The sequence below is a fragment of the Agrobacterium sp. CNPSo 2736 genome (assembly GCF_004005385.1).
GTDB classification, from domain to species: Bacteria; Pseudomonadota; Alphaproteobacteria; order Rhizobiales; family Rhizobiaceae; genus Agrobacterium; species Agrobacterium leguminum.
In genome coordinates this window covers 1-24,853 of sequence record NZ_RZTX01000008.1, presented here as the reverse complement: position 1 = coordinate 24,853, position 24,853 = coordinate 1, and the positions used below count along the sequence as shown (strand labels likewise).

Below are 24,853 nucleotides of genomic sequence, written 5' to 3'. Positions count from 1 at the left end.
GTGAAAGGCTTCGGTGTTCACGCAATGATGTGGTCCCTGAACTGGGACCACGAAAACGCCAGACGGGCCATCGCCGCTGCCGCGGACTACGGTCAGGATTTCATCGAAATCCCGCTTATCGATATCCCTGCCGTCGATGCAAAACACACGCGCGCCCTGCTGGAGAAATACGGCTTGCGCGCCGTATGCTCGCTGGTGCTGCCGGAGCCCGCCTGGGCGTCCGTGCGTCCCGACGCGGCAATCGATCACCTGAGCGCTGCGCTCGACAAGGCCGCCGATATGGGCGCGGAAGCGCTGACGGGTGTTACCTACGGCGGCACCAATGAGCGAACCGGATTTCCGCCGACACAGGGTGAATATGACAACCTGACAAGGGCGCTTTCGCGGGCTGCCGGCCACGCAAAAACACACGGCCTGCAATTCGGCATCGAGACCGTCAACCGCTACGAGAACCATCTGCTCAATTCCGCCGAACAGGCGGTGGCGCTGGTGGAGCGCATCGGCGCCGACAACGTCTTCATCCATCTCGATACCTTCCACATGAATATGGAGGAAAAGGGCATCGCCAATGGCATCATCGCCGCCCGCAACCATCTGAGATACATGCATATGTCGGAAAGCGACCGCGGCACGCCGGGCTGCGGCAATGTTGCGTGGGACGAGGTGTTTTCAGCGCTCGCAGCCATCGGCTTCAAGGGCGTGCTGACGCTTGAAAGCTTCGCCGCGATGCCCAGGGAGATGGCGGGCGCGATTTCGACCTGGCGGCCGGTTGCGCCCAGCGCCGATGAGGTTCTCGACAGGGGACTGTCATTCCTGCGCGACAAGGCAAACCAGTACCGCATTTTCTGAAAGTACTCATTATCGGGGCAAGCACCTTGAACACTATTGACGATAATGCCCGCGAGATTGCGGGCCTTGCCCTCCAGCGACTGGAAGGGTCAAAGGGCCGGCGTGTGATGATTGCGATTGCCGGTGCGCCCGGATCGGGAAAATCAACCATCGCTGAATGCGTGGTCGATGCGTTGAACGCAGGCGAAGGCGTGTCCGCCGCACTGTTCCCGATGGATGGCTTTCATTATGACGATGCCGTTCTGGAAGAGATGAAGCGCCGTCCCTTCAAGGGCGCCATCGATACGTTCGATGCCCACGGCCTGCGCCACATGCTTGAGCGTCTGAAGGCCAATGAGGACGATGTCGTTGCCGTTCCCGTCTTCGACCGCGCCATCGAGATCGCCCGCGCCGGTGGCCGTCTGATCCCGCAATCCGTCGATATCATCGTCTGCGAGGGTAACTATCTCCTCGCCGGCCAGTCGCCATGGGATCGCCTCAAGCCGATCTTCGATCTCACGATTTTCGTCGATGTCGACGAGGACGACCTGCGTGCAAGACTGCGGGACCGCTGGCGGAGCTTCGGTCTCGGCGAGGGCGAGATCAACCGGAAGGTGGAGGAAAACGATCTCCCCAATGGCCGCTTCATCACATCCACAAGCACGGAGCCGGACCTCCGCATCGGAAATCCGGGAAGCACTGCCGCGTCCTGAACCTGCCTGAAGGGCTGCGCCTCCCACCCAAAGTCAAGCGAAACAGAAAAGCGAAAGAGACCCCCATGAAACACGGCATCTATTACTCTTACTGGGAACATGAGTGGAGCGCCAAGTTCGGCCCCTATATCGAGAAGGTCGCCAGGCTCGGTTTCGATATCATCGAAGTCGCCGCCCACCACATCAATGAATACAGTGACGCCGAACTCGCCGTCATCAGGCAGAGCGCGAAGGATAACGGCATCATCCTCACCGCCGGCATCGGCCCTTCGAAAACGAAGAACCTGTCGTCTGAGGATGCTGCGGTTCGCGCAGCCGGCAAGGCGTTCTTTGAACGCACCCTTGCCAATGTCGCCAAGCTCGACATCCATACGATTGGCGGCGCGTTGCACTCCTACTGGCCGATCGACTATTCGCAGCCGGTCGACAAGGCGGGTGACTATGCGCGCGGCGTGGAAGGCATTCACGGCATTGCCGATTTCGCCAATGACCTCGGCATCAACCTTTGCATCGAAGTTCTCAACCGCTTCGAAAACCACGTTCTCAACACGGCGGCCGAAGGCGTCGCTTTCGTCAAGGATGTCGGCAAGGACAACGTGAAAGTCATGCTGGATACTTTCCACATGAATATCGAGGAAGACAGTTTTGGCGAGGCCATCCGCACGGCCGGCCCGTTGCTGGGGCATTTCCATACCGGCGAGAGCAATCGCCGCGTACCGGGCAAGGGCAGGATGCCCTGGCACGAAATCGGCCTCGCCCTTCGCGATATCAATTACACCGGCGCGGTCGTCATGGAGCCTTTCGTCAAGACCGGCGGCACGATCGGCTCCGACATCAAGGTGTGGCGCGATCTCAGCGGCGGCGCCGACCTCGCGAAAATGGACGAGGATGCCCGCAATGCCCTGGCATTCTCCCGTTTCGTCCTTGGCGCCTGACGCCCCATAAGTGGACTGACCGGGCGGCGGCCATCTGTCGCCCGGGCAGCCATTGCTATGTTTGCCCGCCATCGCCGAGTTGAAAAGACAACCGCTTGTGGGCTAAAGCACTGATGTCTCTTCAGGATCAAAACGATCCGCCCAAGACCATTGGTTTGCATGATCCCTGTCGCCCTCCCGTCCGTCGAAGCGCTGCTTCTTCTTGCCTTCTTGCTCATCACGACCCTCATATGGATCGTCTGGACGCTCTCGCTGTTCGTACGATATGTGGCAGGCCGCTGGAAGCGCCCGATGATCCTGCCCTATGGGCTGGTAACCGCCGTCGCGCTTTTCACCCTCTTTCGGTTCGGTGATTTTTATCTGCAGATGCGCGCCTATGACAAAGAGAGGGCGGCAAGCCATCGGCCGGAACTGCTAGAGCCGGCGCGTCTTGGCCAGATCGACATGCCCAAGGGCACGAAACTCGAACTGGCCATTGCCAACGACAGGGAAGCCTTCGACCGGGCCGTGTTTCCGCATCCGGTGCGGGTGGCGGATATCGATGCCGTCGAAATCGCCCGTTATATCGCGATAAAAACCAACGAGAATTACGAAACGGTGGGCTTTACCCCGCAGACCATGCGGATTACCGGCAACGGCGTGACCAACCAGAGCGGCTGGCGCTGCGACGCGACGCAACCGGTGGAGTTCGATCTTTCGCCCGATGGCGGCATCTCCGCTTTCAGCAACTGCACTCTTTCCGATGGCAATGTTGTTGACGGCATCACCGTGCCGAAAGGCACGTCCCTGCGCACCTCCACCGGCAACGTCTATACCGATGGCTTCGTCGATTCCGATAAATGGGTTCTCGATACGGCTCAGGACCAGACCGTTCACATCGACAGTTTCGATCTTTCCGAAGCAACGTTTGCCCTTGATGGCGAGCGAAAACTCCACGAGATCAAAAGAGGTGTCCTGTCGAAAGACGCAACGCTCGGGACGCTTCACCATGCCGCCGGAAGCAATATTCGTTATAATCCCCGGCATCTTCGCAAGGACTATCCCGGTGCGTGGTTGATAATCGCGCCCCTGCCTGCTGCCGATGCTCCACCGGTTCCGTCGCATGGTATCGTGCAGGGCAGGGACGGAAAGGTTCTGTCCTCCGCCGCTGACTGATTGCACGAGGGTCACCGTAAGACGGAAGCGAGAAATTCGCGTGTGCGGTCTTCTTTCGGCTGGCCGAAAATCTCGTCCGGTTTCCCCTGTTCGCAGATGCGGCCCTTGTCGAAGAAACAGACGCGGTCCGAGACTTCCCGGGCAAAACGCATTTCATGGGTGACAAGAAGCATCGTCAGGTCATGCTCATGGGCCAGGTCGCGGATGACGGACAGCACTTCGCCGACCAGTTGCGGGTCGAGCGCCGAGGTCGGCTCATCGAAAAGCAGAACACGCGGACGCATGGCAAGCGAACGGGCAATGGCGACACGCTGCTGCTGTCCGCCGGAAAGCTGCACCGGATAATGATCCTTCTTGTCCGCCAGCCCGACCATCTTCAGCAATTCGACTGCGCGCGCCTCCGCCTCTGCGCGGCTGATGCCCAGAACCCGCACCGGCGCTTCCACAATGTTGCGAAGGACGGTCATATGGGGAAAGAGATTGAAGCTCTGGAAGACCATGCCGACGTGGTTGCGGATCTGGCGCAGATGTTTTTCCGAGGCCTTGAAAGGTCCTTTGCCGCCTGGCTCATGGTAGGGCATGTCCGCAAGGGTCAGCTTTCCCTCCTGGAACGGCTCCAGCGTCATGAGAATGCGCAGGACGGTTGACTTGCCGGAGCCGGAAGGGCCGATGAGGGTGACTTTTTCGCCCTTCGCCACGCTGAAATTAAACTGGTCGAGCACCGTCAGAATGCCGAAGCGTTTGGTGACATCGGAAAATTCGATCAGCGGCTGGTTGGTGTTGTTGGTCATCGCAAGGGTATTCCTGCTTTTGGAAGCGCCCTTTGCAGGCGGCTGAGGCCTGCCGAGCAGATTATGGTCAGAAGGAGGAAGATCAGGCCCACAAGCGTCAGCGGCACCAGATATTCGAAGGTGCGCTCGCCGATCATGTTGGCAAGCCCCATCATTTCCAGAACAGTGACGACGGAAAGCACCGGCGTTTCCTTGATCATGGCGACAAGATAATTGCCCATGGCCGGAACGATGCGCGGAATGGCCTGCGGGATGATGATATCCCGATAGGTCTGCATGCGCGTGAGATTGAGCGCCGTCGCCGCTTCCCACTGGCCGTAATGCACCGCCTCGATGCCACCGCGATAGACCTCGGACGTATAGGCGGCATATTGCAGGCCGAGCGCCAGCGCGCCGGTCAGAAACGCCGGCAGGACAATGCCGAAATCCGGAAGCACGTAATAGAGAAAGAACAGCTGCACCAGAAGCGGCGTATCGCGCAGGAATTCGATAATCAGCGCGGTCGGCCAGGAGATCATCCTGACGCGGCTGCGGCGCAGCAGCGCGAAGACGAGCCCCAGAACCAGCGCAATGGCAAAACCGGCGGCGGCGGCCTTCAGCGTCACCGTAAGCCCGATCAGGATGATGGGCAGGATGGAGGTCGTGTAGGTGAGCCAGGTGGTCGTGTCCCATTCGTAACCATACATCATGAGCCGATATCCTTACGAATGGCGGGTGCGCGGGAAGACGTTGCCGCGCCGCACGAAGCGTTCGATCACCCGGATGACGACCATCAGGATCAGCGACATCGCGAAATAACAAAGCAGCGTGATCGAATAGATGCTGGCGCTGTCCAGCGTCAGGTTGCGGATCGACTGTGCCGCAAAGGTGAGGTCGGCAATCGAGATCAGCGACACGAGCGAGGAAAGCTTCAGCGTTTCGATGGCGAGATTGCCGAAGGCCGGCATCATCTCGACAACGGCCTGCGGCAGCGAGATGCGAAACAGCGTCTGCTTCCGCGTGAAGTTCAGCGCTCGTGCGGCTTCCAGCTGCTGTACCGAGACGGAGGACAGCGCGCCGCGAACGATTTCCGCCCCGTAACCGCCGGCATGGGCGGCAAGCACCAGCACGCCGGTGGTGATCGGATCGAAACTCAGCCCGACCAGCGGCAGCGCGTAATAGAACCAGAAAAGCTGCACCAGCAGCGAGGTGCCGCGGAACACTTCCGTGTAACAAAGCGCGACGGTCGACAGGATCGGTCCACCCTCGACGCGCAGAATGCCGAAGAAAAAGGCGAGCACCGTGCCGACGACAAGGGCTGCGAGCGTAATCGTCATGGTGACGATGGCGCCTTGCCACAACATCGGCAGATAGGCGGTCATGTCCATCTGGCGTTTTCCCGAATTCCCGAGGAACGGCGCCCGGTTATGGCCGGGCGCCGGCTGGCATTATTTGCCGGCGCAGAGATCGGCGACCTTCTTTTCGGCCGCCGCCGCAATACTCTGTTCGGACAGGCCGTATTTGGCGAGGATTTTCTTGTAATCGTCGGTCTTGCGGAATTCGACGAGTGCTGCGTTGAAGGCGTCACGCAGCTCCTTGTCTTCCGGCCGGAAAGCGAAACCGCCGTAATTGCGCACTGGCGCATCCTTCACGACGGGGTCGGTGAAAGGCTTGACCTGCTCGACATTGGCCTGCCCCTTGGCGAGTTCCGAAACCGTCAGCTCCGTCGCTGCATAAGCATCGGCGCGGCTCTGGACGGTCGGAATGGCATCGGCGTTGGCCGGGATGAAAACGATCTGTTCTTCCTTGACGCCGACCGCCCGCAGGAAGTCGACATTGTTGGCGCCCGACACGACGGCCACCTTCAGCGAGGGGTCCTTGGCGATATCGGCATAGGTGGTGAGCTTTTTCGGATTGCCCTTCTTCACCAGCAGGCCTTCGCCATAGGACGAGTTCGGTTCGGTGAAGGCGACCTGCTTGCAGCGCTCGGGCGAGATGTTCTGTTCGGCGGCCGCAAAATCGAAGCGACGGGCCTTGAGGCCGGGGATCAGCGTGCTGAAGGGCGTCACCGTCCAGTTGACCTCCTCGATGCCCATCGATTTCAGAACCGCATTGGCCACATCGGGACCGATACCGGCGGAGGTGCCGTCGGGCTGCATGTAGGAATAGGGCACTTCATTGGCCGTGGCGGCGCGGATATAGCCCTGGCTTTTGACTTCCTCGACAGTCAGGGCGCTGGCGGATGTCACGCCGATGGTAAGCGCGAGGGCGGAAAGCCCGGCAAGTCTGGTCATACGCATGTTCTTACTCCTCTGGTTGGGTTACGTGGTCCGTTTTCGGATCTCACGATGATTTTTGGCTAGGTATTCTCCGTGACCGTGGCGATGACGGAAAGGCAGTCGCCGGCCTTGATGAGGCCTGGAACATGGCGCGCGGCAAGCACGCCATTGATGGAGGCGCGGTAATCGACCGGCGCGAGGCCGGTTTTGCCGACGGGATAAACCCGGGCGATTGTTTCACCCGCCGTGACCGCATCTCCCAGATCGCGGACAAAGGCGACAAGCCCGTCGTCTTCGGCAAAGGTGAAGCAATCGCTGGATGGCATGTCCAGCCAGCGGCTTGGAGCAGGCGCCGGTGCGCCGGCGAGGATGCCGGCATGGCGCAGCAGATTGACGGTGCCTTTCCGGGCAATGTCGATCGATTTTGCGCTCGCCGTGCCGGCTCCGCCGAGTTCGGTGGTGACGAAGACCTTGCCCATCTCCTCCACTGTCGTGTCGAGCATACCGACGGCATCGATTTCCAGCATCTTCATCGAATAGGGGGCAGCAAAAGCCGCCACCCCTTCAAAACACCGGGCCTCCTGCGTCTTGTCGGGCAATTCGTGGGCTGCGGCATAAGGCAGGAAATCAAGCGTCCTGCCGCCGGAATGGAAATCGAGAACGATTTCCGCAAGCGGTATCAGATGGCGGGTCACGTAGTCGGCGATCTTCTCCGTCACCGTGCCGTCAGGGCGGCCGGGAAAACTGCGGTTCAGGTTTCCCCGGTCGATGGGCGAGGTGCGTGTTCCCGCTCGAAAGGCCGGATAGTTGAGCGCCGGCACGATGATGACGCGCCCGTTCACGTCTGCCGGATCGAGCGTGTGGGCGAGTTCGAAGAGTGCTGCCGGTCCCTCATATTCGTCGCCATGATTGGCGCCGGTCAAAAGCGCTGTCGGCCCTTCGCCATTGGCGATGACGCAGATCGGGATCATCACCGAGCCCCAGGCGCTGTCATCGCGGCTGTATGGCAGCCGCAGATGACCGTGCTGCACGCCCTTCGCGTCAAAATCGACGGTGGGCGTGATCGGTGAGGGGCGAAGCGCGGTCTTCAACATCGTCTCAGCCTTTCACGAAGAGTTGCCGCGGCACATTGGAAAGGCATTCGACACCGGTTTCAGTGATGGCGATGCTTTCGGTGATTTCGAGGCCCATGTCTTCTAGCCACAGTCCGGTCATGAAATGGAATGTCATGCCGGGTTTCAGCTCCGTGCGGTCGCCCGGGCGAAGGCTCATGGTGCGCTCGCCCCAGTCCGGCGGATAGGAGAGGCCGATCGGATAGCCGGTGCGGTTGTCCTTGATGATCCCGTATTTTTTCAGGACGGCGAAAAAGGCATTGGCGATGTCCTCGCAGCTGTTGCCCGGCTTCGCTGCGGAAAGACCGGCTTCCATGCCTTCAAGCGTTGCCTTTTCCGCATCGAGAAACGCCTGTGTCGGCTTGCCGAGAAAGACGGTGCGCGACAGCGGGCAATGATAACGGCGATAAGCGCCGGCGATTTCGAAGAAAGTCCCTTCGCCTGAGCGCATCGGCTTGTCGTCCCATGTCAGGTGTGGCGCGGACGCGTCTGCACCCGAAGGAAGCAGCGGCACGATGGCGGGATAGTCGCCGCCGAATTCGGCGGTTCCACGAATACCGGCATCGTATATTTCGGCCACGAGATCGCATTTGCGCATGCCCGGCTCAACGACATCGACGATACGCTTGTGCATCAGCTCGACGATCTTGCCGGCCTTGCGCATATAGTCGAGTTCGGTCGGGCTCTTCACCGCGCGCTGCCAGTTCACGAGACCGGCGGCATCCTTGAAACGGGCGTTCGGCAGATGTTTCTGCAGAGACGCGAAGGCGGCGGCCGAGAAATAATAATTATCCATCTCGACGCCGACCGTCAGGCCGGACCAGCCGCGCTCTTCGATGATCTCAGACAACAGATCCATCGGGTGCCGTTCGGTCGATTGAACGTAATGATCCGGATAGCCGACGATATTGTCGTGGGCGAGATAGGCTGTGCGCCTGGCGCCGTTGGCATCCTGCTTGCGACCGTACCAGATCGGCTCGCCCTCCGGCGGCACCAGCACGCATTGATGCACATAGAAGGACCAGCCGTCATAACCTGTCAGCCAATGCATGTTGGACGGGTCGGTGACGACCAGAAGGTCGATGCCCGCCTTTTCCATGGCATTGCGGGTTTTGGACAGGCGCGCGGCATATTCCTCGCGCGTAAAGTTCAGCGTTACGCTCACGCTGCGTCTCCCATTTTTATGCTGTTTTCGATGGTTTGACCGCTCTTGGCTTCCCTTGCGCGGGCAAAGGCGAGATTGGCGATGGCCGTGTCCTGCACGCCGGTGCCGGTCAAATCGGCAAAGGTGATGTCCTTGTTCGAAACACGGCCCTGCACCTTGCCGGCAATGACGTCCCCAAGTTCGGCGAAGTGTTGATCCGATGCGGCGTGGCCTGCGGCGATGGCATGATGCAACTCACCGAGAATGCGGGTTTGCGAGATGCGGTCTGCGACATAGCGCGCTCTGGCGAATACGGTCGGATCGATCTCGTTCTTGTGTTCGGCATCCGATCCCATGGCTGTCAGATGCTGGCCTTCTTCCAGCCAGTCGGCAAACAGGATCGGCTTTTCGGCGGGTGTCGTTGTCACGATGATATCGGCGCCCTGCGCTGTAGCCTGTGGATCGGCCATGGCGGTGACTTCTATGCCGTGTTCGCTGGCGAAATCGCCCGCAAGTCTCTTGGCCTTGTCATGGTCGCGCGCCCATATCCGCGCCGATCTGATCGGGCGCACCAGCATCAGGGCTTCAAGCTGCAAACGCGCCTGCATGCCCGCCCCGAAGATCGCGGCGACGGACGCGTCCTTGCGGGCCAGATGCCGCGCCGCGACAGCACCGGCCGCGGCGGTTCGTACATCGGTAAGATAGCCGTTATCGAGGAGAAGGGTCTCCACCAGTCCGGTCTTTGCGCTGAAGAGGATCATCAGGCCATTGAGGCTGGGCAGACCGAGTTTCGGATTGTCGAAGAAACCGGGGCTGACCTTGATGGCGAAACCGTCAAAGCCCGGCACATAGGCCGTCTTCACATCCACTTCGCCACGAAACTCCGGAATATCGAGCCGCAGGATCGGCGGCATGGCAACGGCTTGCGTTGCGAGCGCCGCAAAGGCCCGCTCCACGCAATCGACAGCGGAAAGGTCGAGCTTCACGACAGCCCGCAGGTCTTTTTCGGTCAGGATGGTGATGCGGCTCATGCGGCTCCCCCGTCGATGATCGCCCTGTGCACCGCCGGATCGATATTTCCGCCCGACACGATGATGGCGGTCGGGCCGCTGATGTCGATCTTGCCGGACAGGATGGCAGCGAAACCAACGGCGCCCGCGCCCTCCACCGTCAAGCCTTCTTCGCGCGCCGCATGGCGGATGCCGGCTGCGATCTCGTCTTCGGAAACCAGCACGATCTCATCGAGGAGTTGCTGGCAAAGCGCGAATGTCACGCGGTTCTCCAGTCCAATCCCGCCGCCCAGCGAATCCGCCAGCGTTTCTTCCTCCCGGACGGCGACGGGCCGGCCGGCTGCGACCGACGCCTGCATGGCCGCACCCCGCTCCATGGAAATGCCGATGACCCGTACCCGTGGTTTCAGCGCCTTCACCGCAACGGCGATGCCGCCCGCAAGCCCGCCGCCGGAAAGAGGAACGAGCACCGTCGCCAGTCCCGGCATGTCTTCGACAACCTCGAGACCGATCGTGCCTTGACCGGCCACGACGTCAGCATCATCGAACGGAGGGATAGCGGTCAGGCCACGGCTTGCAGTCAGGCGCTCCGCTTCCTCCTGCGCGTCATCCTGTGACCTGCCGACGATCCGGATCTCCGCACTGAGCGCGCGGATCGCCTCAACCTTGTTCGCCGGTACGAGCGCCGACATGCAGATCGTGGCGGGAATTCCGAGCTTGCGGGCCGCATAGGCCACGGCCCGGCCGTGATTGCCTGTCGAGGCGGTGACGAGGCCGCGCCTGCGTGCCTCCTCGTCAAGCGAGAGGATAGCGTTCATCGCGCCGCGCAGTTTGAAGGCGCCGATGGGCTGAAGGGTTTCAAGTTTGAGATGAACGGGATGACCACAGCGTTCTGACAGATTGTCCGAGCGAACAAGCGGTGTTCGCTCCACCTGTCCGGCAAGCCGCACCGCCGCCCGCTCTATCGCGGCCAGTGAGACCGGAAGCAGGTTTTTATCGGCAGATATGGACAGGTTTTCGCTCTTCATGATTGTCATGTTGAGAGCGAAGTAAAATCATGTCAATTATTATATTGTAATGATTCAATGATTTTCGGGCAGCTGCCTCAGCCGATTGAACCGATATCGTAGACCGGCGGCAGTTGCTCGAAGGTCTGCCGCACGGTGGTCAAGGCTTTGACGAGGCTTGAGTGATTGAGGCGACCGCCGAGGCATATGCGGATGCCGCCGCCATGGCCGGGGCCGGCAATGAATGGTTCCGACGGCGTGACCGCGACGTTCTGGTTTGTGAGCGCGCGCACCAGGCCGTCTTCCGTCCAGCGCGGTGGAACCTTCAGCCAGGCGCAGAAGGAGAGGGGGTGGCTGGAGGCGATATGGTCGCCCAATATGTCCGTGGCGATCTTTTGCCGCGCACGCACTTCGGTGCGCTGGACATCCAGCAGCCGCCGCGCGGTGCCGTTTTCGACCCAGCGCGTGGCGATTTCGGCCGTGAGATAGGTTCCGCTCCAGCTCGATACACGCAGGATGGAGGCGGCCCGGATGGAGTAGGCGGGCGGCACGACGAGATAACCGACGCGCAGCCCGGTCAGGACCGTCTTGGTAAAGCTGGTGACGAAAAAGCCCAGATCGGGCAGCATTTCGGTGATGGATGGCAGGTCATCCTCGATGATCGGGCGATAGACTTCGTCCTCGATGACAAAGACGCCGTACCGTTCAGCAATCGCGGCAATCGCCCGTCTGCGTGCAGCACCGGAAACATGTCCGGTGGGATTGTTGAGGGTGGGAATGAGCACCACCGCCCTGACGCCACCGGCTGCACAGGCGGCCTCCAGCGCGTCCGGCAGAATGCCTTCTTCGTCGGTCGGCAGGCCCTTGAGGCTGAAGCCCAGAATGTTCGACAGGCCGATAATGCCGTGGTCGGTGAGGTTCTCGCAGAGGACCACGTCGTTCGAGCGGATAATGCAGCTCAGGGCAAGGAAAATGCCGTGCGCAGCACCATTGGTGACGAGAATACGCTCCGCGCCGGCGGTCACGCCCATCATGCCAAGCCAGATCCGGGCGGTTTCTCGATGGCTGTCGAGGCCCGCTACCGGCCGGCAGGGGCGCATGAAGCCCGAATTGTCGCCATCGGCCAATTCGCGGAGGATAGCGCGCGAGGCGTTTTCATGGTCGTCGAGATAAACGCCGCGAATGATGGAGAGATCGAGTACCTCGGTCGGGCTGTGATCGAGCATCATACGGCCCGCGCGGTCCGTCACCCGCGTCTTCACAAAGGTGCCGCGGCCGATTTCGCCGCTGAGATAACCCAGCCGCTCGGCCTCCTTGTAGGAGAGGCTGACGGTCTGGACCGAAAGGCCGAGTTCGCGGGCGAGATCGCGGTGGGTCGGCATACGGTCCATCGGCTTCAGGACGCCGGCGTCGATATCGGCAATGATGCGTTCCGTCAGTGCGGAATGTTTCGTTTCGCCTTTCTGCTTGGCGAGAGTCGGCCGCCACGCCACCGGTTTGCTTGCGGAAACCGGATCGGAGCTGAGCGGATTGGCTTGACGACGCATGAAATTGTCTCGTTTTCGACGAAGGTAATTTCATGACATTATGCATGCTTCTGCGAAAAGATGAAGCCTTATGCAGCGCAGATGACAACTGCGCCGCAAATAGGCGCAGTTGTCATGTCATTGCTGTCAGAATGGGCAGCAGCTGTGACCGTTAAACGCCAAGGCTGGCGATCAGATTTTCTCGCCAGCCCGCACCAGATCGTCCATGACGCTGCGCACGGCCGCTTCGGCGATGGCGATGATTTCATCCACCTCCGCCTTCGTTGTGACGAGCGGCGGTGCAAAGCCCAGAATATCGCCATGCGGCATGGCGCGCGCAATAAGGCCGCCGTTGCGGGCAGCCTTCGAAACGCGCGCACCGACCGTGAGATGAGGGGCAAAACGCGTCTTCTTTTCACGATCCGCCACGAATTCGATGGCGCCCATCAGGCCTACGCCGCGCACCTCTCCAACGATTGGAAGCTGCGCGAACTTCGCCTTCAACTGCTCCTGAAAATAGCTGCCGACGGCCCGCGCATTGCCGGGCAGGTCTTCCTTTTCGACGATGTCCAGCACGGCATTTGCCGCAGCCGCGCCGATCGGGTGGCCGGAATAGGTGTAGCCGTGGGAGAATGCGCCGACGCGATCGGCCCCTTCCTCCATCACCCTGTAGACTTTCTCCCCCACGATGGCGCCGGAGAGCGGGAAATAGGCCGATGTCAGACCCTTGGCGACGGTGATCAAATCCGGCTCGATACCGTAATGCTGCGAGCCGAACATGGAGCCTGTACGCCCGAAGCCGGTAATCACCTCATCGGCAATCAACAGGACATCGTATTTTTTGAGAACATCCTGTATCGCCGGCCAGTAGCCTTCCGGCGGCGGCGTGATGCCGCCCGTGCCGAGCACCGGTTCGGCAATGAAGGCGCCTACCGTGTCAGGGCCTTCGCGCAGGATGAGCGCTTCCAGTTCGTCGGCGCGCCGCTTGGAGAATTCCAGCTCGGTTTCACCGGCCTCCGCGCCCCAGTAATGGTGCGGAACGCCGGTGTGCAGCACGCCGGCGCGGGGCAGGTCCATGTGGTCGTGATAAAAACTCATGCCGGTCATGGAGCCGGAAACCACGCTGCAGCCGTGATATCCCCTTTCGCGGGAGATGATTTTTTTCTTCTGCGGCTTGCCGCGCAGGTTGTTGTAATACCAGACGAGCTTCGCCTGGGTCTCATTGGCGTCCGAGCCCGACATGCCGTAAAAGACCTTGCTCATCTTGCCGGGTGCCATCTTCACCAGCCGGTCGGAAAGGATCGCCAGTTCGTCCGTCGTGTGGGCGGCGTAAGAATGGTAATAGGCAAGCCGATAGGCCTGACGGGAGATGGCTTCCGCCACTTCGGTGCGGCCATAACCGACATTGACGCAATAAAGACCGGCAAAGCCATCGATCAGCTGCTTGCCATGCGCGTCCTGAATGCGGATGCCCTTGCCGGTTTCGACGATGGTCGGTTCACCGAGTTTGCCGCTGGCGAAATCCTTCAGCTGCGTGAAGGGATGCAGAACCGCATTTCGATCCATTTCCGCGATATTTTTGATGTCGATGGTCATAGGCGAGTTCCTTTCAGGCAGCCAGGTTGCCGAAGCAGACATATTTGGGTTCGAGATATTCCATGAGGCCATGACGCGAGCCCTCGCGACCAAGGCCGGATTGTTTCCAGCCACCGAATGGAATGGGCGCGCCGGTGAATTTCGGCGTGTTGACGGCAACCATGCCGTATTCCAGCTGGTCCGTCAGGCGCATCGCCCGGCCGAGATCGTTGGTGTAGACATAGGCCGCAAGCCCCATCTCCGTGGCATTGGCGCGGCGGACCACCTCCCGCTCGTCAGCGAAGGGCAGAATGGCGGCGACCGGACCGAAGGTTTCTTCGCGCCCGATCAGCATGTCCTCGGTCACATCGGCCAGCACGGTGGGGGTGACGAAATTGCCGCCGAGCGGGCTGTCCTGCCCGCCGCAGACGAGACGCGCGCCGGAAGAGAGCGCCTGCGCAATCTGCTGACGGCACTTCTCGGCGACGGATGGGCGGGTCATCGGCCCGATGTCGATACCGGGTTCAAGGCCATGGCCGACGGTCAGTCTGGAGGTCGCATCGGCAAACCGCTCAATGAAACGGTCATAAAGCCCGCGTTGAACATAGATGCGGTTTGCCGCGAGGCAATCCTGTCCCGATGTGGCGAATTTGGCGGCGAGGCAGCCCTTCACGGTCTGGGAAAGGTCCGCATCGGCGAAGACGATGAAGGGTGCGTGGCCGCCAAGTTCCAGCGAGGCTTTTTTGATGGTCGCCGCCGATTGCGTGAGGAGGAGCCGTCCCACCTCCGTCGAGCCGGTGAAGGAAAATGCCCGTACCTCGGTATGCTCCAGCAGGCGGCGCGCGAGCGGTGCGGCTTCACCCGGCAGAACCTGTAACACGCCGGCCGGCATGCCCGCCTCCTGCGCCAGTTTTGCCAGTGCCAGGGCCGAAAGCGGCGTTTCCGGTGCCGGTTTGACGATCATCGTGCAACCGGCAGCAAGGGCCGCGCCGGCCTTGCGGGCGATCATGGCTGAGGGGAAATTCCAGGGCGTGATGGCCACCGTGACGCCGATCGGCTGCATCCGCACGGAAAGATTGCCGCCTTTGAGGTGGCTTGGAATTGTCTCGCCATAGGATCTTTCGCCTTCGCTCGCAAACCAGTCGAGAAAGGCGGCAGCATAGGAAATTTCGCCGAGCGATTCCGCAAGCGGCTTTCCCTGTTCGGCGCTGATGATGGTCGCGAGGTCGCGGGCATTGTCACGCATCAGCCGGCCCCATGTCCGCAGGATATCGCCGCGTTTGACGGGCAGCATGTCCCGCCACCGGAGAAATGCTCTGCCGGCGGCCTCGACTGCGGCGTCCACGTCGTTCAGGGAGCAGGAAGAGACATCGAGCAGGTGATCTCCGCTTGCCGGATCGACAACGCCCAGCGTCTCCTTACGCGCCACCCATTGCCCATCCAGAAAGGCACGATGCTCGATCAGCTCCGGTCGGTGAAGGTTTTTAAGCGCTGCGCTGGCGATAGCTTCCATCGGCAAGTTCCCTTTTCATTTGCCAGAAGCTTAACTGCGCTGCATGATTGATCGGCGGCGTTTAAGCGCGCTTCGACGCAGGAATAATGCTTAATTCGACATCCAAATGCAGGAATCCCGCATGACCCAGATTGACCGAGCCGACCGGGCGCTGCTTGACGCCGTGCAGAAGAACAATCGCCTGACATCGGAAGAGCTGGCGAAAATCGTCAACCTGTCGCCAACCGCGTGCCAGCGTCGGTTGAAGCGCCTGCGTGATGAGGGGGTGATCGAAGCCGATGTGGCAATCGTTTCGCCCAAGGCCGTCGGACGTGGCATCACCATGATCGTTCTCGTCTCGTTGGAGCGGGAAAGGGCCGATATTGTCGACCGTTTCAAAGCCGCCATTCGCGCCACGCGGGAAGTCATGATCGGTTATTACGTAACGGGCGATGCCGATTTCATCCTGGTGATCACGGCCAAGGACATGGAGGACTACGAGGTCTTCACCCGCCGGTTCTTTTACGAGAACCACGATATCAAGGGGTTCAAGACGATGGTCGTCATGGACCGCGTCAAGGCCGGCTTCGTCTTTCCGATCGACCCGTAATCGGATGGCCCCGCCAGGGTCATGGGTTCCATCCCCTCAAGGGCTTAATTGGACACATTCATTGCGGCTCGCAAGGTGTCGTTGATGCGTTCTTGCCAGCCCTGACCGCCCGCCTGAAAATGCGCGAGGACATCGCTGTCGATCTTCAATGATACAAGCTCCTTGGTGTTGGCTGGAAGCCTCTTTTTGGCGGTGTGGGCGGATCGCTCCGAAATGAAAAAGTGGGTCAAATTCGTGCGATAATCAACACAGGACGGACTGTTTGCGCGCCTCTGGAAACGCCAGATTGGTGGGTTCATTGCCGAAGATGAGTGGGTGATGTTGTAACCGGCAGTCGACCATCTCGCAGAAACTTGTGCGTCGTCGCTGTTACGAGATGGCGACGATCGAATAGTCCGGCGTGCCTTGCCAGATAAGATCCCAGGACGCGCCGGGCCGGACGTTCTGGACAGCCCCCGGATCGAAACAAACCAGGCAGTTTCCGCCGAGCGCACGGACGGAGGGATAGATGAGGCCGCGGCTTCCATCTCTTCGCAACCGGGCAGCCAGTTCCTGTCCCTCGAGATAGCCGACCTCTGGGTCTGGGTTGAGCGCGGCGTGTTCGGGTTCATCGGTCAGGTCATCGAATTCTCCGATAAAGTCGGAGATCAGTTCGACATAGCGGGCGCTGTCATGGAACGAGCCGGTGAAACGGAGTTCGCGGGTTCTGTGCCATGCGACCTCCGCGACCGATACCATCACGTCCCAGGCACAATACCATGCACCGCGATCTTCGGAGTTGAAGCGGTTGCCGCCTACCCGCGTATAGGTGAAGGCCGCATTGACGTGCGTGTCGCCGTAGATCCTGAGATCACGGTTGCGCCGCCGCCAGGCAAGCTCTCGCGGATCGAGATGCGGATTGCGGCCGCGCTCGGCGAGCAACCGGGCGCTGGTCAACCCTTCGATCTCGGCCAGGACCTCCAGTTCCTCGTCGCTGTCGACCAGACCGCGAAGCGCCGGCGGCTTGTGGTAGGTTGCGGGTAGCAGGCGGACCAGTCCTCGAACCGACAGTTCGGTTTTCCTCATGCGCCGCCCCGCAGCGCGTCGAGATAGGTTCGGATCGCCAGAATTTGCGGAAGGCCGCCATCGATGGCGGTGTCGACCGGCCGCGCGCCGCTGAAAAGAGGGCCCATGTTCGGGCGCGTGAACCAGCTTCTGGAGAGTTGCTCAGAGAAGTAGAGTTCGAGCGACTTGTAGATCCCGATCAGGGCACTGAGGCGCAGCAACTGGTCCTTCGTCAATTCGCCGGTAAACCCCGGTTTGCGCGCGCGCTTCCATGTGCTCTCCGACATGTCGGCGAGGCCCGCTGCTTCCCTGAGGCTCAGCGACCACGCATCGGTGACCTTGGCATAGGCCTTGAGTGCAACGGCATTGAGTTCCGCGGGTTTGCGGGGCTTAGCGGCGATTTGCATAGTGGCCTCCTGACATTCGCAATATAGGCCATATGATCTGAAAGTAAAGATCATTTGGTCTGATATTTGGTCGTGAAGTGGCTCCCGCTGCAAGAGCCTTCTCTTGCTTCGATATTGCGTCCTGGACAAGAAGAGCAACGCGCGCGCTCGCCGGAATGGTTGGCTTACGAATACTCAGCAATTGGGTACTCGGAGTTTTGAAGCAATTCGCGATCGTCTGGGCACGGCCGCATGTGGCATTGCCGTATTGATATATCCTGATTTGATCGAGTTTGGGGCATCACGTCCTGGCACAAGAAAGGCGCACCTTCCCGAAGGACTGGAGCGCCTTTCTCTCTATTTGGAAAAGACCACAGTTGAATGGTTGAAGACACAGGCCAAAGATCAAGACGAAAGTGTAGTCAAGGCAGCGGAAAGAATCCTACGAGGTGCGGCGACAAAGCTTCCCAAATGATACGGGACCGCGTTTTTAGGATATGACTGATTTTTATAAAGGGTTCCGCCGGTTCCGGAAAACCCTACGGCGCTACTTGGGAGCGCTGGTTTCCTCCGTCGGTCCCCGTCGCTGGCGCTCACTCCGGCCGCAGACGCGCCGCCTCCACGGCGCCGCGGCGATTGTCACCGCTTCTCGTTCCACGACACAAATTTTTGCCAGGTCGCCGGATCTAATACTCCTTCGATCACTATATTTGCGGCTTCAGCCAACACAGCGGCGCGGGTGAAATCAAACCTCACCTGATTTCTCGGCTTGTCCATAATGGCAATTAAAACTGCTTCAAATGGCAATTCCCATTGCCCGTAATCGAAAATGGCAGCATCTCGCACCGTGTGAGGATCAAGGAATGGAGAGACCTCGGCCAGAAACTCCGTGTAAGCTGCTTGTTCGGCGCATTTCGAATTCATGTACATACAGCTTCATTTTGCGGGCTTCGGGAGCATCGCGCAGATTTCCTGTCGTCGACCACTGTCCGCATATCTGACGAGCAAAGACGCATATTGGTCGGCGCTCGTCCAATAGTCGTCCGCCCTGTCGCCGTATACTTTAAAATCATTCTCGTTCTTGAAAATTCTTCTGACATAGGCTGCCGATGTGTGGTCCTCTCCGCAGAAACGGTTCATGAACATCAAGATTCCAATATCTCGCATGTGAGCCGCCTCACCACCTGAAAAGCCTTTGGCCTGAAAGACGTCGAGCAACGCAGCTTCCTCACGCTGTCCTTCCGTCAGTTCCTGAGCAGCTATTGTTCCAACCGGTAGAAACAGAAAAAGCATAACGAGACATGGACGACGTTTTGCGGCTCTGAGTTTCATATTTCGTCGTCTCACTTCTTAGCAACTAAAGAACGTCTTCGATCCGAAAGACATCGGTGTTATCCTGCACATCGCGAACGCCCTTGAAAGAGGCGTGCCGTAGTTTTCCCTCATGTGTCCAGCCGCGACAATGGATTTCGGCGAGGATGGTTGGCAGTGCCCAGACAATATCCTTACGGGAGCCGTTGCAGGCGAGGGGCGATCGCTTACGCTTCAGCCTGTCGAGGGTGACGCGGAGATTGGTGGCCTGCGCTTCCCTGAAGCCTGTTCCGACTGAATCGGCATAGACGATCTCATCACCGTTATTTGCTGCCAGCAGAAGCGTTCCGATCCCTCCGACCAGGCTTGAGGATGATTCATAGCCGACGATGAAGACGCTATCGCTCTGGGCGCATTTGTTCTTGAGCCAGTCGCCCAAGCGGCCGGAGCGATCGTGACTGCCTCGATGCTTTGTGACGATGCCTTCGAGACCGAATTCGCGGATGGAAGCGAGTAGTGCTCACCGTCCGCATCGATGGCCTCGGAAAACATGATGCCGAGCACCTTGGTGTGCAAAAACTTTTCGAGCAAATGCCGGCGCGATGACAGTGGCATTGAGGTCAGATCGCGACCGTCGAAAAAGAGAAGATCAAGGGCCGTGAAAATAGCGGCGTTCGAGTTGGCTTTGCCGGATCGGCGGCCGAGCGCTTCCTGCCGCAGACGGAAGTCTGATCGACCCTTGGTGGCCATGACGACGGCTTCGCCGTCATGTTGGTTGTGGGAGCGGGCAATCTCTCTGCCGCCGTCTTTATGGTCGGAAAACGATGCTTCCAGTCGTGACCGCTGCGAGTGAGGATCTGGACTTCGCAGAGCCCATGATTACCTACCCGGGACGAAATCGTGAACGGCAGCAATCAATCATGAGTTTGGCAAGCTGCACTGTTTGAGAATGCGGGCGTATATTTCGCTTGGAACCTCATGCGTCGGAAAATTATAGATTTCGCCGTCGACATCGAAACGGATGTCGCTTGGAGATTTGGCCAGTGCTTGCAGTAACTTTAGAACGTCGGGAAAATCTAAACTACCGACCATTCCCGACGCGACTTGAGCCTCCCCGGTAATGGAGCTTGAAGCGGTAGAGATCGTGACCGCCCCCGGAACTGTTGGAGACAACCCCCGTGTGCGACGATAGAGTGTGAAGTAAAATTTTTCGCCATGGTTTTCACATCCGAACGAGAAGCGGTGAAGACCATCAGCGATGTACTCAATTCTGTCGGTGGGCAGATCAATCTTGAAGGCAATCAACGCGCCGTTTTGCATTGGCGGTGCATCAGTATTCCCGCCGATTACGGTTCTGACAACCGCACTCCCAAAATGATCTTGTTGATCGTTAAGAGCATATGTGGGGGTGGCTGCGAGAATTGCGGCACACCAAGAAAAAACGACGGCAGGTTTCATGTGCATCTTGTAATCTCTGTGTTGTTGCGTCTTCAAGTGGCTCTCTCGCGAAATCACAATGCTTGGAAATGTCCTGCATGACCGACACGCAGGGTTTCACAACAAGGCGCCAACTTGCCACCAACCGTCCTACCGGTTCGTAGCCACTGACGCAAAGGTCAATATTCCGAGTCGAGTGATACCCGGTATCGGAAGCCAGCCAAAATAGTGGCTGGCCGGGTGGCAACGCGTTCGCCCCAAGCTCGCCGATACGCTCTCGCATTGGCGCGGGCCACGAGGGGTCTTCGGCTTCGGTAGGTGTCGCCCGCCATAGAGGATTGCCTCACGATACTGTTCGATAGCCTGCGGTTCTTTTGCCGCAATCCAGCCTGGGACGGCGGCATCCTGCGCCTGGCTGTATCGAAGAGCAAAATCGAGATTACGTTTCAGATTCCGCAGGGCTTCAACATCGAGTTCACCCGACAGTTTGGTGTAGCTGTCCTTGATGATTTCCTGATACTTCGATGCATCCTTGTTGATGGAGGCGAGAATCTGCTCGGCTGCCGCCTTGTCCGCATCGCGAATGGTGGCGTTCAGATCACCGGAGGCATCAAGCGTCGTGCGGGTCTCGCCCTGCTTGTCCTTTTTCTCATAGGAAAAACCGACGGAATTCAGCCCACCGCCACTGAGGCCGATCGCGCCGCTGACATTCTTGTACTGGTCGGTGTCCTGCTGACCTTGCAATTAGCACGCTAGCGGGACGATGCCCCGTTACTGAACAGGTGCAGGTATGGATGTTCAACAGGTGACGAGACCGCAACTGCCGTTGTGAAGTCGATAGAACCCGTTTGGCGGGACGGGAAGTTCGAGGATTTGCACCAAGGTTGGCCCTCATCTTTTTCCCAAATCAGCGGCAGAAACGCCAAGCGCGACTGCCAAAGGCAATCTGGCTTTATCCGGCATCATGGCAAGTCCTGAAGTGATCGCTTCCTGCCATGCGGGACCGCGTTCCCACGCCTCGTTCCAGGCGTCGGCCAGCGAATATCCTTGCCGGGTTTCCACCAGGGCCTCTGACAACAGGAATGCCTGTTGAAGATCCTTGTCACGCTTTGCTCTGCCCAGGGCATCGTTGCGCCTGCGAGACGCGACAATCAACTTGTGAACGGCATAGCGTTCGGGAGTGGGGACGTTGACGCTGACGCCTTCCCTGTACAGCAGCACCGTTCTGACGGGCTCGTAGATCAGATAGTTCAGAAAGCGAAGGTTTTCCGCCGACGCGCCGCCAAGAGCAGGCATGGGTGACGGCTTGCCCGTATGGTCGTTAGATTCGCGGTTCCCCGTCAGGAACTCCACGCGGTAGTTGTCCGAGTTGATGAAGGCGACCACACGCGCCTTGTCCACCTGATGTGGTACCGCCCTGAAGGACGGATCAACGGTATGCAAGACGTCGAGGATTGGTGGCAGGCTGTCCCCGACCTCTGAGCTTATTGCAAAATCCTGGGCGTAGTCGGCGTCGCCCGTCTGGAGCGCGGCATTTGGGAGGCGAACCCCGAGAAGCCCTGAATAGCAGTTGAACGCAACCGAGCCTATGATAAGCGCTCGAAGGCGAAACAATCCGGCGTCTGCAAGAGCTTTCGTTACTTCGCCGGCAAAACGTTCAGGCGCCGCCATGCCACCAGTTCGCGTAAGGGCGTTAACGAGCCGACGCCGCTCCCTGAGGTCGTCTTTGACTTCCCTGTGGGCGTGTACCCTCGCGGTTATTTCCGCGTCTGCCTCCGGCCCTACATAGCGCCGCTTGTCACCATCGGGGGTCGGATACTCGAAGTACCAATAGCTCTTGCCTTTAACTGGGACGTTCACGAACCGTCCATTATGAGGGAAGTCGGTGGAGAACTGCGCATCGAACGATCGCTGCGCCAGTTCCGCGAATAGTGTCCTGTATGAGAGGTCAATCTGTTTCAAGACATGCGATCCTTGCGGCGACTTGCGTCATTATAAGGTTTTGTTATTTTCCTTATAACCGGAATCACGATAACCGGCGCAGTCGTTATAAGGAAATTAAAAAATCCTTATAACCGCTTCCATTTACCTTGGCAACCGGTCGTCAGGGCACTGTCCCTGAAGCTGGCCACGAGAGTTCCAGACAGTTTCGCTGTGAGGTAGATGGTCGGTACGGCCACCCCTTGCTTCACCTGTATGTTCGCTATCAATTGCCATCGCCCGTGGCATCAATACGGAAATACGCCACGAGTTATAAAGCCGAGTTTTCTGAGCATGCATGTGAGTTGCGATTTCTTTTAAGTGCTATTATATTGGCATTAAGTGGTATTATTTACGCATGGGTGATAATATGTTGGCATTTAAGATGTCTTCTCCTATGGAGGTTATCCGGGACCTGGCGGACAGAATGAAGCGCCGACGGATTCAGCAAGGATTGACCCAGCGCGAATTGGCTGCGAGATCGAATGTCTCCTACGGATCGCTGAGGCTATTTGAGGAAACCGGCAAAATTTCCCTCGAAAGTCTGGTGAAAATTGCCTTTGCTCTTGAGGCGGAAGCAGAATTCGAACGGCTGTTTCCAGGTCGGCCGCCACAGAATATCGATGATGTCATTGATCGTCCTCTCAAGCAGCGTGTGCGCCGTAAATGAAGTTCACGTCAATCCAGAAGATGAGCGTTTATCTGGAGCTCGAAGGGAATGAGAGAAAGCTCGGGACGCTTGCCTGGAGCGGCAGGGAACGGAGGGCGTATTTCGAGTACGCGGCGGAGTTTCTGGCTGCGCCCCTTTTGGTTTCACCATTCCATATGATGGCCTCCACTGGATTGATTGCAGCGCCTCGCGATCCATTTGACGGGCTTCACGGGCTGTTCAACGACAGCCTGCCGGATGGTTGGGGTCGTTTGTTGCTGGACCGCCGTCTTCAGCGGGCGGGCATCGACTATACCCGGCTTACCCCGCTCGACCGTCTGACGGCAGTGGGCAGAACGGGAATGGGCGCGCTCTCATATGTTCCTGAATTGCCAGACGACCAGGAGCCTCAGGCCGTCACCGATCTCGACTGGTTCGCTGATCAGGTCGAGTTGGTGCAGGCTGAAATGGACGTGGCTGATATTGACAGCTTGCAGGGCGCGCAGGGTGGATCCGCTGGTGCGCGGCCGAAGATTATGATCGGCTTCAACCAGGCGGAAAACAGGTGCGTTCTGGATTATGGCCAACGGTTGGATCCGGGGTTTGAAAGGTGGATGGTCAAGGCGCCGAGTTCCGATGATCCGCGGGAGATCGGTGCGGAAGAAAAAGCCTATTCGCTTATGGCCGTCGCTGCAGGACTGACGATGGCCGACACCCTGTTGCTGGCGACCAGGAAAGGACGACGGCTTTTTGCGACGAAACGTTTTGACAGGACCCCTGTCGGCAGGCTCCACATGCACACGGCAAGCGGCCTGCTGAATGCCAGCCATCGTGAAGCGAGTGTGAACTATGAGCAACTGCACAAGCTTACTCACATAATGACCCGCGACGCTACGGAAGTCCTGAAGGTGTTCCGAAACATGGTGTTCAATGTCTATGCCAGAAATCGCGACGACCATGCGAAGAACCACGCCTTCCTTATGGACGGGAATGGTCGCTGGTCTCTGGCACCCGCATACGATCTCACTTTTTCGTCGGGACCAGGTGGAGAGCACAGCGCCGCAATAGCCGGGGAAGGCAGGAATCCCGGCGTGTCTCACCTTCTGGCGGTCTCCAGAGGGGCCTCGATTTCAGATCAGGATGCGCGGGAAGTTATAGAACAGGTGAGAGCGGCCGTAGACCGTTGGCCTGAGTTTGCTGAGGAAGTTCAGTTATCCAGATCCCGGACCGCTGAACTCGACAAGTTCTTGAATGGTAATCGGCTGGCTTAAAGGCCCATGTTTCGATGGATCGCCTTTGCCGCGTTCGTTGTCGAAACCGACGATACGCCTGCCGTCCTTGCCATAAAACAGTCGATACTTGAACAGGTGGGGCTACCGGGTTCGAGCACCTACCACACAACGATCTCGACAATCGCACCGTCTGGCAAAACAGTTTTCGAACGTTCGACAGGAAGCGCGGCAATCATGTTTGCAGGGCATTTATGCTTGGAATATTTTACTAACATAAATCCAACAAATACATATATTATTATTTTTATACTTTAATGATGGAATGAAATACCGCTTATAGACGTGAGCGACCGATTGATCGCAGCGCGCCATTGACTTGAGGCACACGGAAGGGTCATTATTAAACATATATTTTATGCTGGAGTGATGTAAAACATATAAAATATTGTAAGCGAACCATTAAGGACAGAGGGAGGGAGTTTAATTGGCGGATTTTTGTTTGTTTTGCGGACAGGCAATTCGAGCCGCTTGTAACTGGATAATGTTATATAGGTTTTTATATGGGGTGTGGATTATTTATTGGTGGAGCGAGAAGGAATCTGATTGAGAAGTGGGCTGAAAAAAGCGATGAAAATTGATGGCGATCGATCATAATAAC

General features: G+C 58.6%; 26 protein-coding genes and 1 pseudogene. 7 read left to right on the top strand and 20 right to left on the bottom strand.

What is annotated here, in order from left to right; genetic code table 11:
• The 4 genes from EM858_RS14870 to EM858_RS14855 all read left to right on the top strand — a co-directional run bounded on the left by EM858_RS14870 (position 1) and on the right by EM858_RS14855 (position 3,631).
• Complete coding sequence (locus tag EM858_RS14870; protein WP_127757088.1) at positions 1-849, top strand: sugar phosphate isomerase/epimerase; 849 nt, start codon at positions 1-3, stop codon at positions 847-849.
• A 26-nt stretch (positions 850-875) separates the two neighbouring features.
• On the top strand, positions 876-1,541 hold the full coding sequence (locus tag EM858_RS14865; protein WP_127757087.1) for a nucleoside triphosphate hydrolase: 666 nt from the start codon (positions 876-878) through the stop codon (positions 1,539-1,541).
• Between the two features lie 65 nt (positions 1,542-1,606).
• The gene (locus EM858_RS14860; RefSeq protein WP_127757086.1) at positions 1,607-2,476 is read left to right on the top strand and encodes a sugar phosphate isomerase/epimerase family protein; all 870 of its coding nucleotides are present in this window, start codon (positions 1,607-1,609) and stop codon (positions 2,474-2,476) included.
• A gap of 159 nt (positions 2,477-2,635) precedes the next feature.
• Positions 2,636-3,631 (top strand): hypothetical protein, encoded by a 996-nt coding sequence (locus tag EM858_RS14855; protein WP_127757085.1) that lies wholly within the window; start codon positions 2,636-2,638, stop codon positions 3,629-3,631.
• Positions 3,632-3,642: 11 nt separating this feature from the next.
• Here EM858_RS14855 and ehuA read toward each other — a convergent pair whose 3' ends face one another.
• The 11 genes from ehuA to EM858_RS14800 all read right to left on the bottom strand — a co-directional run bounded on the left by ehuA (position 3,643) and on the right by EM858_RS14800 (position 15,567).
• Positions 3,643-4,422, bottom strand: a complete 780-nt coding sequence (gene ehuA / locus EM858_RS14850; RefSeq protein WP_127757084.1) for an ectoine/hydroxyectoine ABC transporter ATP-binding protein EhuA — start codon at positions 4,420-4,422, stop codon at positions 3,643-3,645.
• The gene (gene ehuD, locus EM858_RS14845) at positions 4,419-5,111 is read right to left on the bottom strand and encodes an ectoine/hydroxyectoine ABC transporter permease subunit EhuD (protein ID WP_127757083.1); all 693 of its coding nucleotides are present in this window, start codon (positions 5,109-5,111) and stop codon (positions 4,419-4,421) included. Before ehuD ends, ehuA begins: the two co-directional genes overlap by 4 nt.
• A gap of 12 nt (positions 5,112-5,123) precedes the next feature.
• Complete coding sequence (gene ehuC / locus EM858_RS14840; protein ID WP_127757082.1) at positions 5,124-5,789, bottom strand: ectoine/hydroxyectoine ABC transporter permease subunit EhuC; 666 nt, start codon at positions 5,787-5,789, stop codon at positions 5,124-5,126.
• A gap of 60 nt (positions 5,790-5,849) precedes the next feature.
• Positions 5,850-6,701: an ectoine/hydroxyectoine ABC transporter substrate-binding protein EhuB gene (ehuB, locus tag EM858_RS14835; protein WP_127757081.1), complete on the bottom strand. Its 852-nt coding sequence runs from the start codon at positions 6,699-6,701 to the stop codon at positions 5,850-5,852.
• A 59-nt stretch (positions 6,702-6,760) separates the two neighbouring features.
• Entirely contained in the window at positions 6,761-7,774 is a 1,014-nt protein-coding gene (doeB, locus tag EM858_RS14830) for a N(2)-acetyl-L-2,4-diaminobutanoate deacetylase DoeB (protein WP_127757080.1), read from the bottom strand.
• A 4-nt stretch (positions 7,775-7,778) separates the two neighbouring features.
• On the bottom strand, positions 7,779-8,957 hold the full coding sequence (doeA, locus tag EM858_RS14825; protein ID WP_127757079.1) for an ectoine hydrolase DoeA: 1,179 nt from the start codon (positions 8,955-8,957) through the stop codon (positions 7,779-7,781).
• The gene (eutC, locus tag EM858_RS14820; protein ID WP_127757078.1) at positions 8,954-9,967 is read right to left on the bottom strand and encodes an ectoine utilization protein EutC; all 1,014 of its coding nucleotides are present in this window, start codon (positions 9,965-9,967) and stop codon (positions 8,954-8,956) included. The genes doeA and eutC overlap by 4 nt, the downstream gene beginning before the upstream one ends.
• Positions 9,964-10,983, bottom strand: coding sequence for a hydroxyectoine utilization dehydratase EutB (eutB, locus tag EM858_RS14815; protein ID WP_164865442.1), 1,020 nt, complete (start codon positions 10,981-10,983; stop codon positions 9,964-9,966). Before eutB ends, eutC begins: the two co-directional genes overlap by 4 nt.
• Positions 10,984-11,051: 68 nt before the next feature.
• Entirely contained in the window at positions 11,052-12,500 is a 1,449-nt protein-coding gene (locus EM858_RS14810; protein WP_127757077.1) for a PLP-dependent aminotransferase family protein, read from the bottom strand.
• A 171-nt stretch (positions 12,501-12,671) separates the two neighbouring features.
• Positions 12,672-14,075: an aspartate aminotransferase family protein gene (locus EM858_RS14805; protein WP_127757076.1), complete on the bottom strand. Its 1,404-nt coding sequence runs from the start codon at positions 14,073-14,075 to the stop codon at positions 12,672-12,674.
• Positions 14,076-14,088: 13 nt separating this feature from the next.
• A complete protein-coding gene (locus tag EM858_RS14800) occupies positions 14,089-15,567 on the bottom strand; it encodes an NAD-dependent succinate-semialdehyde dehydrogenase (RefSeq protein WP_127757075.1) in 1,479 nt (492 codons plus the stop codon).
• Positions 15,568-15,688: 121 nt separating this feature from the next.
• Here EM858_RS14800 and EM858_RS14795 point away from each other — a divergent pair, with 121 nt between their 5' ends.
• Positions 15,689-16,156, top strand: coding sequence for an Lrp/AsnC family transcriptional regulator (locus EM858_RS14795; protein WP_127757074.1), 468 nt, complete (start codon positions 15,689-15,691; stop codon positions 16,154-16,156).
• Positions 16,157-16,200: 44 nt separating this feature from the next.
• Here the strand turns inward: EM858_RS14795 and EM858_RS27405 are convergent.
• From EM858_RS27405 to EM858_RS14745, 9 genes and pseudogenes are all read right to left on the bottom strand, one after another.
• Positions 16,201-16,344, bottom strand: a pseudogene (locus EM858_RS27405) (BrnA antitoxin family protein); the annotation flags it as partial.
• Between the two features lie 181 nt (positions 16,345-16,525).
• Positions 16,526-17,221 carry an RES family NAD+ phosphorylase gene (locus EM858_RS14785; protein ID WP_080818880.1) on the bottom strand — a complete coding sequence of 232 codons (696 nt, stop codon included), beginning with the start codon at positions 17,219-17,221 and terminating at the stop codon, positions 16,526-16,528.
• On the bottom strand, positions 17,218-17,607 hold the full coding sequence (locus EM858_RS14780) for an antitoxin Xre-like helix-turn-helix domain-containing protein (protein WP_080818879.1): 390 nt from the start codon (positions 17,605-17,607) through the stop codon (positions 17,218-17,220). The genes EM858_RS14785 and EM858_RS14780 overlap by 4 nt, the downstream gene beginning before the upstream one ends.
• Positions 17,608-18,225: 618 nt before the next feature.
• Positions 18,226-18,516, bottom strand: coding sequence for a hypothetical protein (locus EM858_RS14775; protein ID WP_127757072.1), 291 nt, complete (start codon positions 18,514-18,516; stop codon positions 18,226-18,228).
• Between the two features lie 6 nt (positions 18,517-18,522).
• Positions 18,523-18,918, bottom strand: a complete 396-nt coding sequence (locus EM858_RS14770) for a hypothetical protein (protein WP_127757071.1) — start codon at positions 18,916-18,918, stop codon at positions 18,523-18,525.
• A 25-nt stretch (positions 18,919-18,943) separates the two neighbouring features.
• A complete protein-coding gene (locus EM858_RS27400) occupies positions 18,944-19,336 on the bottom strand; it encodes a hypothetical protein (RefSeq protein ID WP_164865441.1) in 393 nt (130 codons plus the stop codon).
• Between the two features lie 479 nt (positions 19,337-19,815).
• Positions 19,816-20,355, bottom strand: a complete 540-nt coding sequence (locus tag EM858_RS14755) for a hypothetical protein (protein WP_127757069.1) — start codon at positions 20,353-20,355, stop codon at positions 19,816-19,818.
• 129 nt (positions 20,356-20,484) lie between these two features.
• On the bottom strand, positions 20,485-21,078 hold the full coding sequence (locus EM858_RS14750; protein ID WP_205649549.1) for a hypothetical protein: 594 nt from the start codon (positions 21,076-21,078) through the stop codon (positions 20,485-20,487).
• A 147-nt stretch (positions 21,079-21,225) separates the two neighbouring features.
• Positions 21,226-22,296: a GSU2403 family nucleotidyltransferase fold protein gene (locus EM858_RS14745; RefSeq protein WP_127757068.1), complete on the bottom strand. Its 1,071-nt coding sequence runs from the start codon at positions 22,294-22,296 to the stop codon at positions 21,226-21,228.
• Between the two features lie 376 nt (positions 22,297-22,672).
• Between EM858_RS14745 and EM858_RS14740 the strand changes: the two genes are divergently transcribed.
• Positions 22,673-22,984, top strand: coding sequence for a helix-turn-helix transcriptional regulator (locus tag EM858_RS14740; protein WP_245482999.1), 312 nt, complete (start codon positions 22,673-22,675; stop codon positions 22,982-22,984).
• On the top strand, positions 22,981-24,234 hold the full coding sequence (locus tag EM858_RS14735) for a type II toxin-antitoxin system HipA family toxin (protein ID WP_127757067.1): 1,254 nt from the start codon (positions 22,981-22,983) through the stop codon (positions 24,232-24,234). The genes EM858_RS14740 and EM858_RS14735 overlap by 4 nt, the downstream gene beginning before the upstream one ends.
• The last annotated feature ends 619 nt before the right edge of the window (positions 24,235-24,853 follow it).